The sequence below is a fragment of the Vreelandella lionensis genome, assembly GCF_002087295.1.
Classification (GTDB): domain Bacteria; phylum Pseudomonadota; class Gammaproteobacteria; order Pseudomonadales; family Halomonadaceae; genus Vreelandella; species Vreelandella lionensis.
The window spans coordinates 1-13,706 of record NZ_MWVI01000100.1 but is presented as its reverse complement, the minus strand read 5'-3'; the positions used below and the strand labels follow the sequence as shown (position 1 = coordinate 13,706).

At 45.5% G+C, this 13,706-nt stretch carries 15 protein-coding genes, 1 tRNA gene and 1 pseudogene; 10 read left to right on the top strand and 7 right to left on the bottom strand.

Features of this window, described 5'->3' with window-relative positions; all coding sequences use genetic code 11:
* Positions 1–12: 12 nt before the first annotated feature.
* The 7 genes from queF (at position 13) to B4967_RS17115 (ending at position 5,000) form a co-directional block, all read left to right on the top strand.
* Positions 13–846: an NADPH-dependent 7-cyano-7-deazaguanine reductase QueF gene (gene queF, locus B4967_RS17145; RefSeq protein WP_083026558.1), complete on the top strand. Its 834-nt coding sequence runs from the start codon at positions 13–15 to the stop codon at positions 844–846.
* 29 nt (positions 847–875) lie between these two features.
* Positions 876–1,436 (top strand): nitroreductase family protein, encoded by a 561-nt coding sequence (locus B4967_RS17140; RefSeq protein ID WP_083026556.1) that lies wholly within the window; start codon positions 876–878, stop codon positions 1,434–1,436.
* Positions 1,437–1,468: 32 nt separating this feature from the next.
* Positions 1,469–1,975 (top strand): YiiD C-terminal domain-containing protein, encoded by a 507-nt coding sequence (locus B4967_RS17135; protein ID WP_083026555.1) that lies wholly within the window; start codon positions 1,469–1,471, stop codon positions 1,973–1,975.
* 92 nt (positions 1,976–2,067) lie between these two features.
* A tRNA-Ser gene (locus B4967_RS17130) sits at positions 2,068–2,155 on the top strand.
* A gap of 1,094 nt (positions 2,156–3,249) precedes the next feature.
* Positions 3,250–3,750, top strand: coding sequence for a replication/maintenance protein RepL (locus tag B4967_RS17125; protein WP_083026553.1), 501 nt, complete (start codon positions 3,250–3,252; stop codon positions 3,748–3,750).
* 426 nt (positions 3,751–4,176) lie between these two features.
* Positions 4,177–4,680, top strand: a complete 504-nt coding sequence (locus B4967_RS17120; RefSeq protein WP_083026552.1) for a hypothetical protein — start codon at positions 4,177–4,179, stop codon at positions 4,678–4,680.
* A gap of 8 nt (positions 4,681–4,688) precedes the next feature.
* Positions 4,689–5,000, top strand: a complete 312-nt coding sequence (locus B4967_RS17115) for a hypothetical protein (RefSeq protein ID WP_083026550.1) — start codon at positions 4,689–4,691, stop codon at positions 4,998–5,000.
* 59 nt (positions 5,001–5,059) lie between these two features.
* Here B4967_RS17115 and B4967_RS17955 read toward each other — a convergent pair whose 3' ends face one another.
* The 3 genes from B4967_RS17955 to B4967_RS17095 all read right to left on the bottom strand — a co-directional run bounded on the left by B4967_RS17955 (position 5,060) and on the right by B4967_RS17095 (position 6,809).
* Positions 5,060–5,824 (bottom strand): hypothetical protein, encoded by a 765-nt coding sequence (locus tag B4967_RS17955; protein WP_139794533.1) that lies wholly within the window; start codon positions 5,822–5,824, stop codon positions 5,060–5,062.
* 69 nt (positions 5,825–5,893) lie between these two features.
* The gene (locus B4967_RS17100; protein WP_083026545.1) at positions 5,894–6,469 is read right to left on the bottom strand and encodes a relaxase/mobilization nuclease domain-containing protein; all 576 of its coding nucleotides are present in this window, start codon (positions 6,467–6,469) and stop codon (positions 5,894–5,896) included.
* Positions 6,450–6,809: a plasmid mobilization protein gene (locus tag B4967_RS17095; protein ID WP_161491534.1), complete on the bottom strand. Its 360-nt coding sequence runs from the start codon at positions 6,807–6,809 to the stop codon at positions 6,450–6,452. The genes B4967_RS17100 and B4967_RS17095 overlap by 20 nt, the downstream gene beginning before the upstream one ends.
* Before the next feature lie 351 nt (positions 6,810–7,160).
* Between B4967_RS17095 and B4967_RS17090 the strand changes: the two genes are divergently transcribed.
* On the top strand, positions 7,161–7,550 hold the full coding sequence (locus tag B4967_RS17090) for a hypothetical protein (RefSeq protein WP_083026541.1): 390 nt from the start codon (positions 7,161–7,163) through the stop codon (positions 7,548–7,550).
* Between the two features lie 298 nt (positions 7,551–7,848).
* Here the strand turns inward: B4967_RS17090 and B4967_RS17085 are convergent, their stop codons facing one another.
* The gene (locus tag B4967_RS17085) at positions 7,849–9,369 is read right to left on the bottom strand and encodes a tyrosine-type recombinase/integrase (RefSeq protein ID WP_139794532.1); all 1,521 of its coding nucleotides are present in this window, start codon (positions 9,367–9,369) and stop codon (positions 7,849–7,851) included.
* Between the two features lie 292 nt (positions 9,370–9,661).
* Here B4967_RS17085 and B4967_RS17080 point away from each other — a divergent pair, with 292 nt between their 5' ends.
* A complete protein-coding gene (locus tag B4967_RS17080; protein ID WP_083026538.1) occupies positions 9,662–10,534 on the top strand; it encodes a GGDEF domain-containing protein in 873 nt (290 codons plus the stop codon).
* A 29-nt stretch (positions 10,535–10,563) separates the two neighbouring features.
* Here B4967_RS17080 and B4967_RS18095 read toward each other — a convergent pair whose 3' ends face one another.
* Together B4967_RS18095 and B4967_RS17075 are read right to left on the bottom strand one after the other, a co-directional pair.
* A complete protein-coding gene (locus tag B4967_RS18095) occupies positions 10,564–10,710 on the bottom strand; it encodes a hypothetical protein (protein WP_161491533.1) in 147 nt (48 codons plus the stop codon).
* Between the two features lie 2 nt (positions 10,711–10,712).
* Complete coding sequence (locus tag B4967_RS17075; RefSeq protein ID WP_083026536.1) at positions 10,713–11,495, bottom strand: CLCA_X family protein; 783 nt, start codon at positions 11,493–11,495, stop codon at positions 10,713–10,715.
* A 487-nt stretch (positions 11,496–11,982) separates the two neighbouring features.
* Here B4967_RS17075 and B4967_RS17070 point away from each other — a divergent pair, with 487 nt between their 5' ends.
* Positions 11,983–12,669, top strand: coding sequence for a type 1 glutamine amidotransferase domain-containing protein (locus tag B4967_RS17070; RefSeq protein ID WP_083026535.1), 687 nt, complete (start codon positions 11,983–11,985; stop codon positions 12,667–12,669).
* On the opposite strand, the pseudogene B4967_RS19905 reads toward B4967_RS17070, so the two are convergent.
* Positions 12,625–13,397, bottom strand: a pseudogene (locus B4967_RS19905) (MipA/OmpV family protein). The gene B4967_RS17070 and the pseudogene B4967_RS19905 overlap by 45 nt on opposite strands.
* Between the last annotated feature and the right edge of the window lie 309 nt (positions 13,398–13,706).

Here is a 13,706-nt window from a genome sequence, read left to right as displayed (position 1 = left end):
GAGAGAGTTTCCATGGCACATCGCCCCGACACTTTAGAACACGCGCCCCTGGGGCGCGATTCCGCTTACCCCGAGCAGTACGATGCAGGGTTGCTGTACCCCATTCCCCGTGCGGCCAATCGTGCGCCGCTGGGCATTGAAGAGGGCGCACTGCCATTTGTTGGCGAAGATGAGTGGCACGCGTTTGAAGTCTCCTGGCTCAATGGCCGCGGCAAGCCGATCGTCGCCGTGGCACGCTTCCGTCTGCCAGCAAGCTCGCCCCATCTGATTGAGTCCAAATCCTGGAAGCTCTACCTCAACAGCCTCAACCAAACTCGCTTTGCTAGCCAAGCTGAAGTAGAAAAGACGCTAGTGCGCGACCTCAACAGCGCTGCCGGTGCCAGCGTGAGCGTTGAGCTACTGGGGGTGGATGATAGTGAACTGGCCCCTCAGCGCCTGCCGGGGGAGTGCTTAGACGACCTGGATATCGAGGTTAGCGACTACACGCCAAGTGCCACGCACCTTACTGCCAGTGATGAGATCGTCGAAGAGACGCTGCATTCGCATCTGCTAAAATCCAACTGCCCGGTGACCGGTCAGCCGGATTGGGGAAGCGTCTTGATTCGCTATAAAGGCCCCAAGCTCGACCGAGAAGGGCTACTGCGCTACCTAATTGGCTACCGCCAGCACCAGGATTTTCACGAGCACTGCGTCGAACATATTTTTACTGACGTAATGCAGCAAGCGAAGCCAGAAGAGCTGTTGGTATTGGCCCGCTACGTTCGCCGTGGTGGCTTGGACATCAGCCCTTGGCGTGCAACGCCGGGTCTTGCGCCCCCCAGCCCGCTGCGCTTAGCACGGCAGTAACGCTCACCTTTAATGGAGAAGAAGTTATCATGGACGCACTCGCACTGCTTCACGAACGTAGCTCCATGGGCAAGCTCACCGAGCCTGCCCCCAGCGCCGACCAGCTCAGCGCCATATACCAAGCGGCCCTACGCGCCCCTGATCACAAAGAGCTTCGCCCGTGGCGCTTTATCGAGTTCTCCGGCGAAGGCCGGGAGCGCCTGGGCGAGCTGTTTGCTGAAGCCGAATTTCAGGAAGACCCCCACGCCAGTGACGACACGCTAAACTCCGCGCGCAAAAAGCCCCTGCGTGCACCGATGATTATCGCGGTGATTGCCAAGGTGACGCCGGACCTTCCCAAAGTGCCTAAAATCGAGCAGGTGATTTCAGCAGGCTGTGCCGCTCACGGCATTTTGCTGGCGGCCCACGCGCTAGGTCTAGGAGCCATGTGGCGCAGCGGCAAATACGCGTTTGATCCCGTGGTGCGCAAAGGCCTGGGTCTGGATGAAGATGACAAAGTCGTTGCCTTTACCTATTTGGGCAGCCTAGCGGGCCGCCACAAGCCAGTAGCAACCCACAACAGTGCGGATTTTGTCGAGCGTTGGGATTAAACCTAAGCCCCTGTAATGCCAAGGAGGTCGCCATGAGTCAGCCCCGCCAACCCGGTATTCCACATCCCCGCCTGCCGCTACCGGAAGGCGAGGAGGACCTAGCTGCCTTTCAGCGCTGGCTGGAGGCGGCCATTCCTATGGTAGAGGCGCTGGGCATTACTCGCATGAGCCAAGCCAACGGCGCGCTCACGTGGCAACTGGCGCTTACGCCCAACCTCAACGACAAAGGTACCGGCTTTGGCGGCGCGCTGAGTGCACAAGCCACGCTACAAGGCTGGTGCTGGGTCACCCTCTGGCTACGCCAGCAGGGCAGGGCGCAGGATGTGGTGGTTGCTGAAGCCAGCCAACGCTTTCTTGCCCCAGTCACGGGTGATTATCGCATGACTTGTGCCCCTAGCCATCCGGATGGCCCTGCACAGCTTGCTGCTAAACTCAGTGAACGAGGTAAGGGCAGCATCGAGCTAACGCATCAGCTCTACTGCGGAGATTCGCTCTGCCTAGAAGCCATAGGCCGCTACGCCGTGCTGCCAAACGCCTAGGCAGGAAAAAGGCTTGCTATTTCACGGCTTAGACCATAGAATATGCGCCGTTCTGTTGAGAAAGGCAGCGCCTAACAGCAGAGCTAAAATGTGGAGAGGTGTCCGAGTGGTCGAAGGAGCACGCCTGGAAAGTGTGTAAGTCGAAAGGCTTCGAGGGTTCGAATCCCTCCCTCTCCGCCAGAATTAAAAAATCCCCGTAAATCAATAGATTGCGGGGATTTTTGTTTTCAGATTTGTCCCAATATTTTGTCCCAAAGCTTTTCATAAAACACAACTTAGCACTGTTCAATTGATAGACGTGCCCAGTTAGCTAATACCCCGATATAAAGCCCCGCCAAAAGCTAAAAAAACCGCCTTTACAGCCGTTCTACCCCTCTGCCCTAGGGCGATGTAGCCCCAGGCACCCTAAACGCCTTAGAAAGCCGTGCAGGCGGAAAACCGATTTTCTCGCAAATAATGCTTGACATTGAATAAATAATATGCTCACTTCTCCTTCCTTTTGCTTTGATTTAGCAATTTCTCATGTGGGCAGACGTATGAAACCACCTAAGCAAGTAAAGAAAATGAGAATCGTTCTTTAAAAATATGCAACAACCACTTTAATTCGTAAAAACTAACTGCCGTGATTAGATTTGCTAACTGTCACAGTTAGCAGTTGGGTAGGCGTGATGGTTAGACTTTTGCTGTTCTCTTTGTTCTAAGAAAACTAATACCTCCTTGCTCAATAACCCCAACCGAAGGGCGGGAGTAATTAAAAACAATAAAACAAGGGAGCGAAGCGAGCTTTGCGGGTTATTTTCAACATCGGAATTTCTAATCGTTAGAAACTAATCGCAGTGGTTAGAAAATAGGTGCTAAATATAATAGAGGGGGCGACTTCAAAAAATAATGTCAAAAACAACGCAAAAGACCTATAAATATGACGTTTTTTTGATTAAAAGTTTCTAATCAGGGGGGTTAGAGTTTCTAATCACCGGGGTTAGAGTTTCTAATCACCCTGATTAGAAACTAGGGTATTGCGATATCTGGTATAAAAAATAAAAACGCCTTATTTAAAGCTCTATAGCTTAAATATTGCAGTCAATAACGCACACTCTAAAAATACCGTATTTTATGCATAAGTTTCTAACCGCAGTGATTAGAAACTTAACGCCATTTTTAAGCCCATAAATACGCATTGGAAAATATTTCTTTCTAACTTCTTGAAGTTTGTTTTATTATGTTATAATAATATTATCGCAAACAATAAAAAGTTAGAAAGTGGAGGAATAAAAATGGCAAATGCAAAGAAAAAAGTCACAATGATTAGCAAACATACGCGCTTTAATCCTGGGACGGGAGAGGTAACAGAATCAGAAGAATGCAAAGTATATAAGATGCCTTCTGAACCTCCTTTCATTAAGTTGTATATACAGGATTTGACAGCAATACATAACCTTCCTAACTCAACATCAAATATTCTTTTTGAGTTAGTTAAGAAGATGAATTATGAAGGAACTGTGATTTTAAACAGCTACGTTAAGCTAGAAATTATGGAAAGGCTAGGCATCAAGCCGACTAAAGCTAGACCAACCCAAATGTTTGATAATGCGCTAATGAAATTAAAAAAATCAGGTATAATCAAGCAGATAAGCAGAGGGTATTATGAGTTTAACCCTCACTATTTTGCTAAAGGTGACTGGAATGATGTTCGAAAAAGAAGAGAAAATTTCGAGCTAACAGTAACTTACACAGAGAATGGTGAAAGAGTTGTGAAAGGTGAGTTTAAGAAATAAAAAAGAGTAAAACAGGCCAGTTAGTTGCTGGCCTATATTTGCTACCAATTTTCAAGCTGTTCCGCTATCTGTTCCTTCGCATACTTTTTAATTTCTAAAAAATACATATCGTCTCTGGTGGTAGGCTCCTGAACGGGGTCAAAATCCGCACCCTCGGCCTTTCCAGGCTTTTCTAATCCCCTACAATTGACGTTCCCCTTGTAGTGAATCTATGAACGATTCTGCGGTCCTATGATTACGATTAACGCCACTCTATCTTCTGCCAAATATTATTTGTGAACAACACAATTTCATTGAACCTTCTATACTGTAAGACTGTCAATTTATCTGCATTTATGCAGTGGAAATAGCAACAACAGGAAACTAGAGATGTGAGAACCATACTCTCTTACTCAATCAATAAAGCTTAAAACGGAGTGAATAGTTATGAATATAAATCGAAGCATCATAAACAAAGAAGCACTAAACAAGATTTTGAATAACCCTCTGCAACGCCAATTTGAACAATTTCGATCCGAAACTGAGCCCTTTCATAAGCCTTTTCAAGATGGATGTAATCGGTTGCTAGACGAATCAAACTGGATAACCGAAGTTGCTCATTACCTTAAAGAACGAAACGAAGCTACCCCAATCTTATTTCTAAAGGCAGGCTGGCCTCCTCCCCTTGATTTTCCAGCTAGCCAACTGGACAAATTAATGGATGATTTTTTAAATATATTAGAAAACGAGACGAGGCATATAGATAAATTCATAAAAGAAATGAGCAAGGTTTTCATTGACTTTTATGATAATGAGAGAATAGATGAAATAGAAGATCGGTGGTCTAAAAACCCCTTTCTATCTAATCGAATGTGCATACTTAAAGAGGGATTGTTGAACTACCGGGAGAAACGATTTCAAGTTGTGTTGCAATTATTCTCCCTCACATAGAGGGTCTCGTGGTAGAGCGTCTGCTTGAAGTGCTTGACGAAGAAGATGACAAAGAAGAGTTGAAAAAGATAAGAAAAGGAAATATCAAACCTTTCATAAATGATTTTTTTGCTTTTATGGAGGATGGTATTTCTAGGGAGTTCTACGAAAATATTTTATGGTCAGGTTTTGTTTGGGGCGATGAAAAAGAGGACGTTCTGAGCAGACATCGAATCTTTCATGGGAATAATGTAGATTATGGTACGGCAGAAAATGCACTGAAAATAATACTGATATTTGACGCATTTCAAAAAGCTATCTTTGATAAAAATAATGGCTAAGTATTAAGGGATGAAACGTGGTTAAACATCCCGTTATTTCAACGGGATGTTTAAATCAATCAATATTTTGGATGATAGTCCATTCTTGGGTAGTTGTTTTGCTTTTTTTGTTTTAGCTTGTTAGCAATTCTTTGTGAGTCTTTTCGATGATTTTCACTCTCTCGTTCAAACTCTCGTAGTTTTTCAAGATTATCTCGTAAGATTCGGTTATCGTGCTGTAATTTTTCTCCATATTCTTTTGATTTTCCAAGACTTGTTCTAGCCGTTTGGAGAATTCCTCCAAGAATACGTTTAAGGCTTCTTCTTTTTCTTCGTATTCTTTCGAGAAATTCTTCATAAGTTGCATTATTTCTTTTTCTATTTGTGTCTGCATCGCTTTCTGTCTCCTTTTTTATAGTTGGCAAAACTTCTGGTTTTTTATTTCGTAAAACTCCTGGCACTGGATAAGGTTCCGGTGGTCGGGGTGGGTCGTTACGATGGCTTTGTTTTCTAGGTAGTACATCGCTACCGCTCCCAAGGCTATTCCTAGCGTCAATACGACTAGCAGGGCTGTTATCGGGGCGTATATGCGCCACAGGGTCAGGCTTCGCATATTTTGTCCTGTTAAGCCTTTCACGCCTTTCACATAGTTCCTTAACTCGGTTTCTAGCGTTTCTAGCTCTTTCCTGATTCCTGCGGTCATAATCTTCGCTTCTTCTTCTAACAGCTTCTTCCGTGTGTCTATCCGGTCTAAAATCTCGCTCCCATAGTGAGCCTTTGAGTCGGATGTTTTGCCCTCCTGCGGGGTCTTTGATTGAGATTGATTTGTTTGTTTCACGCGACACCTCCAATTTTAATTGTTTTAATCCATTTTAAAATGCCATCTCTGCTTGGTTCTATTGCTCCTTTTCCAATCATTTCAAGCATATAGCGCTTAATGCTTCGACAATTTCCTTTCTTCCCTTTGGTAAATTACTGGCATACGAGATTCTTTCTTTGTTGCTTGGGTGGTTTGGATCTTTGAATCCATACTCAACGTTTATTGCTTCTTTCCACGCATTTATTCTTGTGCTATCGGCTCGGTGATAGTAAGCATTTAAACGCTTGTTTGTGTGTAGTTCCTCGCCAGCAAACATAAAGTGAAGTTCTAGCCTCCCCTTGTCTCTATGTCTTACCCACAAGCTGGAATACTGGTCAAACTCAAGACCTGGCAACAACACGCTTTCAAAATCATCAATGATTTTTTCTTGTAAATCTTCGTCAATGTCGCTCTCTGCAAAGCTCAAAACACCACTTGTGTAGCGTCCCGCATGGTTCCCGTAAGCCACAATATCTGAAAATCCTTGTGGGTCGCCCCTGACAGTTTCAGGCTTAACAGAACGCTGTATTTTGTTTGAATCCACTTCACTGTAGAGATAGCCAACTGCTTGTTTTACCGACTTCGCGGGATTGTTCGTATTTTTCCCGTATTTAAAAAACTTTACGATCATAAGTGTGAGCCTCCTTAATCTCGTTTAATGATTCTGTTATTTTTGTGAGCTCAGATAAAATATGGAATAATTCAAGGGGCATTCCTGACTTCGAATCTTGGTTTACCTTTCTTGCAATCTGGTTTAAATTTATCCCCAATTTTTGAAGCTCAAAAATTAAATCTGGGTCAACTGGCGTATATATTTTTTTTATTTTGTAAACTTCTTTGATGGTATTGCCGAGCCCAGCATTTCTCAAAAATGCACCTAGCGGTTCGCCATTTGCATTCGTTCTCAATAGCTCAATCTCCGTTTCGTTGAAACGAGATTTTACGATTTTTGTTCTTTTTTCCACCTTCATTTTAATCCTCCTTAAGAATAAATTACCCTCCATCGGTCGCCGGTTTGGGGTTGGTTTTGGGGTTTGGTTTTCGGGGGTCAAGGGGGCGGTAGCCCCTTTGCGAGTATCACAGGGAAATGAGCGAAGCGAGTGCCCCCTGTGTATGCTCGCTTCTACCCAAAAACTAACTTTAAACATTATAACATACTTATATGGCAAGCCTTGTTTGGGCTTAGTTATTGAATGTGATTGATTAAAGCACACTATTTTTTAAAGCCATTTTAATCCGTAAAAATCAGTTTTCATATTACCTATTTATTCTAATTGGTTAACCTGTGTTATACTTAATATAAAAAATAAAAGGAGGCTTTTATGAAGAGAATTTTAAAAACAGTTTTAGCAATAGGGTTGGTTGCTTCATCATCATTGGCAGTAGCAGAAGGGAAGTTTGCTTATAGGCAACAGCTTAAAGGGGTAGATGCGAGCCCCACTTTTGGGATGACTGAACAAGAGAAACAAGAACATTTAAGTAATGTAGAAATGTGCTCAAATGAAGGTGTATTCGAAACAGGAGAGCATGAGGAAACAATAATATATAATGTTGAAATAACTTTGGAGGCAGGAGTTCCTGTATACAATAAAGATTTTGGCACATATTGGCAAGTTCAAAACTGTTCAGCATACCCGGCTGGTCAGGCTTACCCTAGACCCCATGTTGACGGCAAAAGGGTTGATAACTCTCTATTTATTAGGGGGGATTAAGGAGTAGCGTAAATTGCGGAAACCAGGGATCACTTTTATGAAATAATACCAAAAGAAGATTATACTTACATCGGAAGAAAAATGGAGAAAAAACCCATTTTTGCTGAAACTGAGAATTATCAATGGTGTAAAAATAACGGATACAATACCGCCAACTAAATAAAACGCCAGCAATTAAGCTGGCGTTTTTATTATTTAACCCCTAAATCATTATAATTTTTGATCCCAAAATCTCTCAAAAGCGGTTGATGTAGCTCGAAGCTCTCCGTGTGCCTGCCGATAATCCTGATATTTAACTTTATTCAAGTCTCGGTAATGTCTTTATCGCTTCTAGTTTTTGTTGTGGGCTGGCTCCGTCACTATATATATCAAAAGTGATGGTTCCAGTTTCGTGACCGACGATTGATGCAATTATCAGTGGTTTAACATCATTATGCTGTAGAGTGGTTATTACCGTTTTTCGTATGCTATGAAAAACATAACGATAATCGTAGCCAAGTTCTTTTTTTAATCGGCCAAAAGCTTTGCTTATTGAGTCTGAACGGATTCCATATTTATTACCGCCCGATGAGTGTATTAGATAGCCCTCGGAGTCGGCATTTTTTACCAACTGCTCAACAAGCGGTTTCAAGCTTGGATGAATCGGAATTTTTCTAATGCTAGCATCTGTCTTTCCTTCCTCAATATATAGGCTTAAAATCCCATTTTCAGCAACGATATGCCTTTTTGTGAGCCTACATACCTCTTCAATGCGACAGCCCGTTAAACTAGCTATTTTGACAGCATACGCCACTTGATGTTTTTGCTTCGATATAGCAAACTCATAAAGTTTTTTAATTTCTTCGTTTTTAAAAGCAAGTCTTTTATCTTCTTTCTTTTTGCCTTTTTTCTTACTATTGGGTAACTCATGGCCTAAAAATGGGTTGATTCTCGTATCATAGCGATTTTTATAGTCTAAATCGTATTTTGAAGCCCATTTATGAAAACCCGAGCCAGCATGGATATGGTTTTGCTTTGTTTTTGCTTGAATACTACTTAAGCTGTCCAAAAACTGTTGATAGATTTCAAAAGTTAATTCTAGCTTTTCCTCTTCAAGATATTTTTTTAAAATCTTTAGTTTGGAAACATAACTATCCACGGTTTTTTGTGCAAGCCCCTTAACTTCTACTTGGTGCTTGGCGAAGGCTTCAAGCCGTTGTGGTGTAAACGGAGATTTTGGAGAATAGGTTTCAGGCTTATTAAAAATGCGGGTGATTGTTTCTGTTTGCTCTTTGCTGTAACCTTTGGTTTTTGATATATAATCATTTTTAATAACAACAAATTCTTCTACTGCTTTTAAAAAATCGGCAACTAAATCTGTTTTGGGCTTATCATCACTTTGGTCGTAAAAATCGCTACCCATTTGGTAAAACCGATGACGCCAAATTTTAGCTTTTTCTGTATCGTTTTTAAATATTGTTGAAATGTCTTTATCAAAGGTCTTGATAAGGCTCAAAGCATTTTCTTTTGTAAATATTTTTTCGCCACGTATATGTTTTATAAGTGTGGATTCAAAAAAACCTCTGAGATGTTCACTTGTGTTTTTTAGAAGATGCAACTCATTTTCAAGCTCTTCAGCAGTTATTCCGTTTCGTGCTTTTGTTATAACTGATTTCCATTCCGCTAGGATTGGCAGTTTTCTAGCGTGTGCCTCGGCTTTGTTTCCTGTTTTGAGAGATTTAGTTAGCTTCCTACGATTTCCGAACGCATGACGAACATCGTTAGGCAATTCCAACCGAACATGCCAAGTGGAGCCTTTCAAAATTAGATTATCAGCCATACGTTTTCCGCTAATTTGTCCCAAAGATTTGTCCCAAAATAGCAAGATATCGTCGTATATCAAGCATTTCAGCGGGTTAGGTAGAAAATCAGATAGTCCCTCCCTCTCCGCCACAGAATTTAAAAAAAGCCCGCTGAGCAATCAGCGGGCTTTTTTGTGTCTGAGATTTTCGCGAATAAACAAACAGTGCTCATGCCTCAGCGTGCAGAATTCCCCTCTCACCACCATAAGAGTTGTCCAGGCAACCCTCGATCCGTCTATACTCGAGAAAAGCCACCCAACTAGGCTGTCCATGTCCGTTGATTTGCAGGCGCTCTATCCTAAGCTGATTCACTTGATGCTCGACACTGTGTTCGTCGTGGATGCGGATCATCAGATTCTTTTTGTCAGCGATGCCTGCGAATCGCTGCTGGGCTACCGTGCCGATGAGCTGGTAGGCACGCTAATTACTCACTATATGCACCCGGAAGATCTGGCTATTACCAAAGCCTCTATTAAGCGAGTCATGAATGGGCAGCCCCATCTCGATTTTCGTAACCGTTATCTGCATAAAAATGGCAGCGTGGTGTATGTGCTTTGGTCGGCTCGTTGGTCGGATGAAGAGCAAGTAAGAATTGGCGTTGCTCGAGATGTAACCGCACAGGTGCAAGCGGAAGACGACCTGCGCTTTCTGGCACATCACGATCCGCTCACCAAACTGACCAATCGTTCACTGTTTTACGATCGTTTGGAGGCGGCGTTAAGTACGGCAAGGCGCTATCAAAACCGTTTTGCGCTGCTGTTTTTAGATGTAAACGACTTCAAACGAATTAACGATGTGCATGGCCACGCGGTGGGAGATGCGGTGCTTTGCGAGGTAGCTCGCCGTTTGAGTTGCTGCGTGCGTGAGACTGATACGGTGGCACGTATGGGGGGCGATGAATTTACGGTGATATTAACCGACGTTCACTCTAAAGAGGCCGCCATCGAAAAAGCTGCCCAAATACTGGAGGTGCTCTCTGAACCGCTCGCGGCAGAGGTAGGAGGGGCGGATATGCGGGATATCGGCATGCCGCCTTGGAGTGTGGGTGTGGCCAACTACCCAGAAGACGGCAAAGATGCTGATACGCTACTGAATTATGCAGACGTGAAAATGTACCGAATGAAAAGGCGTCGTTCGCGTTAGTAAAGCTACTGACTTTAAAACGGTAACTTTTAAAACGGTAGCCCACCGCTAAAGCCAAAAATTGCCACGGCAATCACAACAACGACAACAACAATGGTAGTGGTAGACGGCATGTTCTCTTCCTCTGAGAAATAAGTGTGCCTTAAGCCTAGCTGCTGGCTAGCGGTTTCGCACATTTTTATCCGCGTGCGTGGTTCAGCGCTGCGCCTAGCGCTGTGAAGTAGTCGCTAAACGCGCTATTAATTTGTTCGCGTTGTTCCCCTTGTGGGTATAAGCCGCGTTCGGCTTCTGTCGAGCTTTTGGTGCCTTTCACCAAAAAGTGATTTTTGAGCGGGGCATCCTGCACAAAAGCCTCAAAGGCTCGGGCGCATAGCTCTTCTGGCTTGCTGTAGTAGAGCTGGCCTAACACTTTATCCATCGCCGCAGAGTGGTGAAACAGAGGGCTGGGCTGCTGACCATCTGGCTGAAGCATAATGGCCCGGAAGCAGGCGATTAACCGCTGATTTAACGTGTGGTGAATAGGCTTGGTGTCGGCCAGCCAGGCGGCGGAAGCAAAGACGCTGTTCGGCACGGCTTGAAAGCATTTAGGCGCAATGTAGTGGTCGAAGGCGTGAAACCACTCATGGGCAATACTGCCAGGGCCTGCGTTTTTGGCCAGCGCGAAGCTACGCTGGCTAGGGTCGTAGTGGGCGGATACACCGGGTCTGCCACCAGTACCGTATTGCAGCGCGAGAGAGCCCCTTAGTGAAATCAGCGTTTCGGTAACTTGGAGAATTAGCATTAGGTCGCAAAGCGCATCGTGAAATAGCTCCGCTGCCCGATCTCGCTCAGCGCTCGTCACCCAGCGGCCAATCTCGATGGAGCGAAAATCAAATTGGCGACGAATCAAGCCAAAACTGCTGGCCGATTCCAAGCGGTGCGAAGGGCCGTTGCGGAAAAATGTTCGTTCGTGAAAACTCACTCTCTACCTATTGCTGTCTGCATGAATGGCCTTGTGATACGCGGCCAAGGTGTGATGAGCCAGCCTTGCACCCATGAAAAAGCGCCCTCATAAATGAGGACGCTTTTTTAAGCACCAATGCTTCTAGTACCTAGCCTTCCGTGGTGTCACGTAGCTCATCCTGAGCTGACTCCTTCCGTGGGTAATATTCGCTGATCCTTATCGTACATTCCCTTGTGACGCGGTATCCCTGCCGCGAACCTTTTTAACTATAGGGTAGGGTTAAATGATGTACAAGATAATATTGTATGTTTATTGTACTTAAATAGTACGTAAATGATGGTTTATGTTAACTACCCATATTAAAACAAAGAGTTAACGATGAATCTGAAGAATATTGTTTTTTATACACGGATGGTAGATAGGGCTTGTAACCTTAGACGAGCGCCCCAAAGTAATTAAAGTAACGCACAACGCTATCCCACTCTTCACTATCAGGAGCATCGAGATGAGCAAGCGTATTCTAGTGGTACTAACCTCACATGATCAGCTAGGCGATACTGGCGAGAAGACCGGTTTCTGGTTGGAAGAGTTTGCAGCGCCTTACTACGTGTTTAAAGACGCGGGAGCTGTGGTCACGCTGGCATCACCGAAAGGCGGCCAGCCGCCGCTGGACCCTAAAAGCGATGCAGAAGATAGCCAAACCGACGAAACGCGTCGTTTTAAGCAAGACGAAGCTGCCCAAGCAGAGCTTGCCAATACACACCTGCTGAGCGAGATGAAAGCGGACGATTTCGATGCAGTCTTCTACCCCGGAGGCCACGGTCCGCTGTGGGATTTAGTGGATGACAAAGACTCCATCAAACTGATTGAAACCTTCATTGCCCAGGGCAAGCCGGTGGCGTCTGTTTGTCACGCGCCAATCGTGCTAGTAAATGCCAAAGACAGTAACGGCGAACCGCTGGTGAAAGGTCGTCAAGTTACTGGCTTCACCAACGGTGAAGAAGATGCTGTCGGCCTCACGGATGTGGTACCGCACTTGGTAGAAGATGCGCTGCAGAAGTATGGCGGTATCTATAGCAAAGCCGATATCTTTACGCCCTATGTACGTGAAGATGGCCAGCTAATTACCGGCCAGAACCCGCCTTCTTCAGCACCTACAGCTGAAGCGCTGATGGCGTGGCTGACACGCTAAACGAGCGGCTCGATAGTAAAAACGGCGGGTGGTGGGCCCGCCGTTTTCCCACCTTATATTGCAACTTAGAAGCGGTAGGTCAACGATACGCCGGTTAATGCCTGCCCGCCAGTAACCGCCATCAGGTGTGTAAGCCGCTATGCCGCTGCGGGCGCTGTCTTGTGCCGAGACGCCAAAGAACGATTCTGTCCATTTTTCATTGGAGTAGCTCACATCGGTGTCAGAGTGAAGAGCGTGCGTTCGCTCATGGGCAGGCGCAGGGCTGCATCACCTGTGAAGTTAGCGCCTTCGACATCCCCCGTCACCGCCGTACTGCCCGCGACGCTGTAACGCCAAAGGCCTTGTTGATAGCTCAAGCGCAGGCCAAGAGTGGCACCGCCATCGACTTTCTCAAAGCGGCTGATGTCGCCTTCGTTATCGCGCCCGAAGGTATAGCCGATAAACGGAGAAGCGGTCCAGTTGCCCTGGCGAATTGCGTGCCAAGCAATACCGTCGCGCAGGTTGATGGAGAGCTGGTCGCCGTAGGTAAGATTGAGCACTGGCAGCGCTTGGATATCGTAATCGTCGCTACCCAGGTAATCAGGGGCGTAGGTGGCGCCAGCACCAAAGGTGCCTTCCCAGTTATCAGCTAACGCTGGTGTGGCCAAGGCGATGCCCAGCGCAGCCGCTAGCCAGGGGGCGAGGCGTTTTGCCGTGGTGGTTGTGAAAGGGGAGTGGCTCGTCGTCACGGGTATGTCCTGATAAGTTACAAACGTGCATGATTGTATGTTTTTGATTGAAGCAACTGCAAGGTGTCGTGTGTTTATCCGCCGATAAAGCAAAAACTTTTAGCGTTTCATATCCTATGTTAGATAACTCAACGGCTATAGGGCGCACTGTGTGCACATAACGCAGGGACGGCGTTACAAGGAAGTGCAAGCAGGGAGTGCTTGCGGCGCACAAGGAAGCATGAACAGGAAGTTCGTGAAGTAGGATTATGGAGGACCTGATGAAACCCCGGCCAGCAGTGGCCGGGGTTTTTTTATGGTGCGCCAGGC

What these genes read in the sequence shown, in the direction of transcription:
- queF (WP_083026558.1), top strand. Translation starts at nt 13, where the DNA reads ATGGCACATCGCCCCGACACTTTAGAACACGCGCCCCTGGGGCGCGAT.
- B4967_RS17140 (WP_083026556.1), top strand. Translation starts at nt 876, where the DNA reads ATGGACGCACTCGCACTGCTTCACGAACGTAGCTCCATGGGCAAGCTC.
- B4967_RS17135 (WP_083026555.1), top strand. Translation starts at nt 1,469, where the DNA reads ATGAGTCAGCCCCGCCAACCCGGTATTCCACATCCCCGCCTGCCGCTA.
- B4967_RS17125 (WP_083026553.1), top strand. Translation starts at nt 3,250, where the DNA reads ATGGCAAATGCAAAGAAAAAAGTCACAATGATTAGCAAACATACGCGC.
- B4967_RS17120 (WP_083026552.1), top strand. Translation starts at nt 4,177, where the DNA reads ATGAATATAAATCGAAGCATCATAAACAAAGAAGCACTAAACAAGATT.
- B4967_RS17100 (WP_083026545.1), bottom strand. Translation starts at nt 6,469, where the DNA reads ATGATCGTAAAGTTTTTTAAATACGGGAAAAATACGAACAATCCCGCG.
- B4967_RS17095 (WP_161491534.1), bottom strand. Translation starts at nt 6,809, where the DNA reads ATGAAGGTGGAAAAAAGAACAAAAATCGTAAAATCTCGTTTCAACGAA.
- B4967_RS17090 (WP_083026541.1), top strand. Translation starts at nt 7,161, where the DNA reads ATGAAGAGAATTTTAAAAACAGTTTTAGCAATAGGGTTGGTTGCTTCA.
- B4967_RS17085 (WP_139794532.1), bottom strand. Translation starts at nt 9,369, where the DNA reads ATGGCTGATAATCTAATTTTGAAAGGCTCCACTTGGCATGTTCGGTTG.
- B4967_RS17080 (WP_083026538.1), top strand. Translation starts at nt 9,662, where the DNA reads ATGTCCGTTGATTTGCAGGCGCTCTATCCTAAGCTGATTCACTTGATG.
- B4967_RS18095 (WP_161491533.1), bottom strand. Translation starts at nt 10,710, where the DNA reads ATGTGCGAAACCGCTAGCCAGCAGCTAGGCTTAAGGCACACTTATTTC.
- B4967_RS17070 (WP_083026535.1), top strand. Translation starts at nt 11,983, where the DNA reads ATGAGCAAGCGTATTCTAGTGGTACTAACCTCACATGATCAGCTAGGC.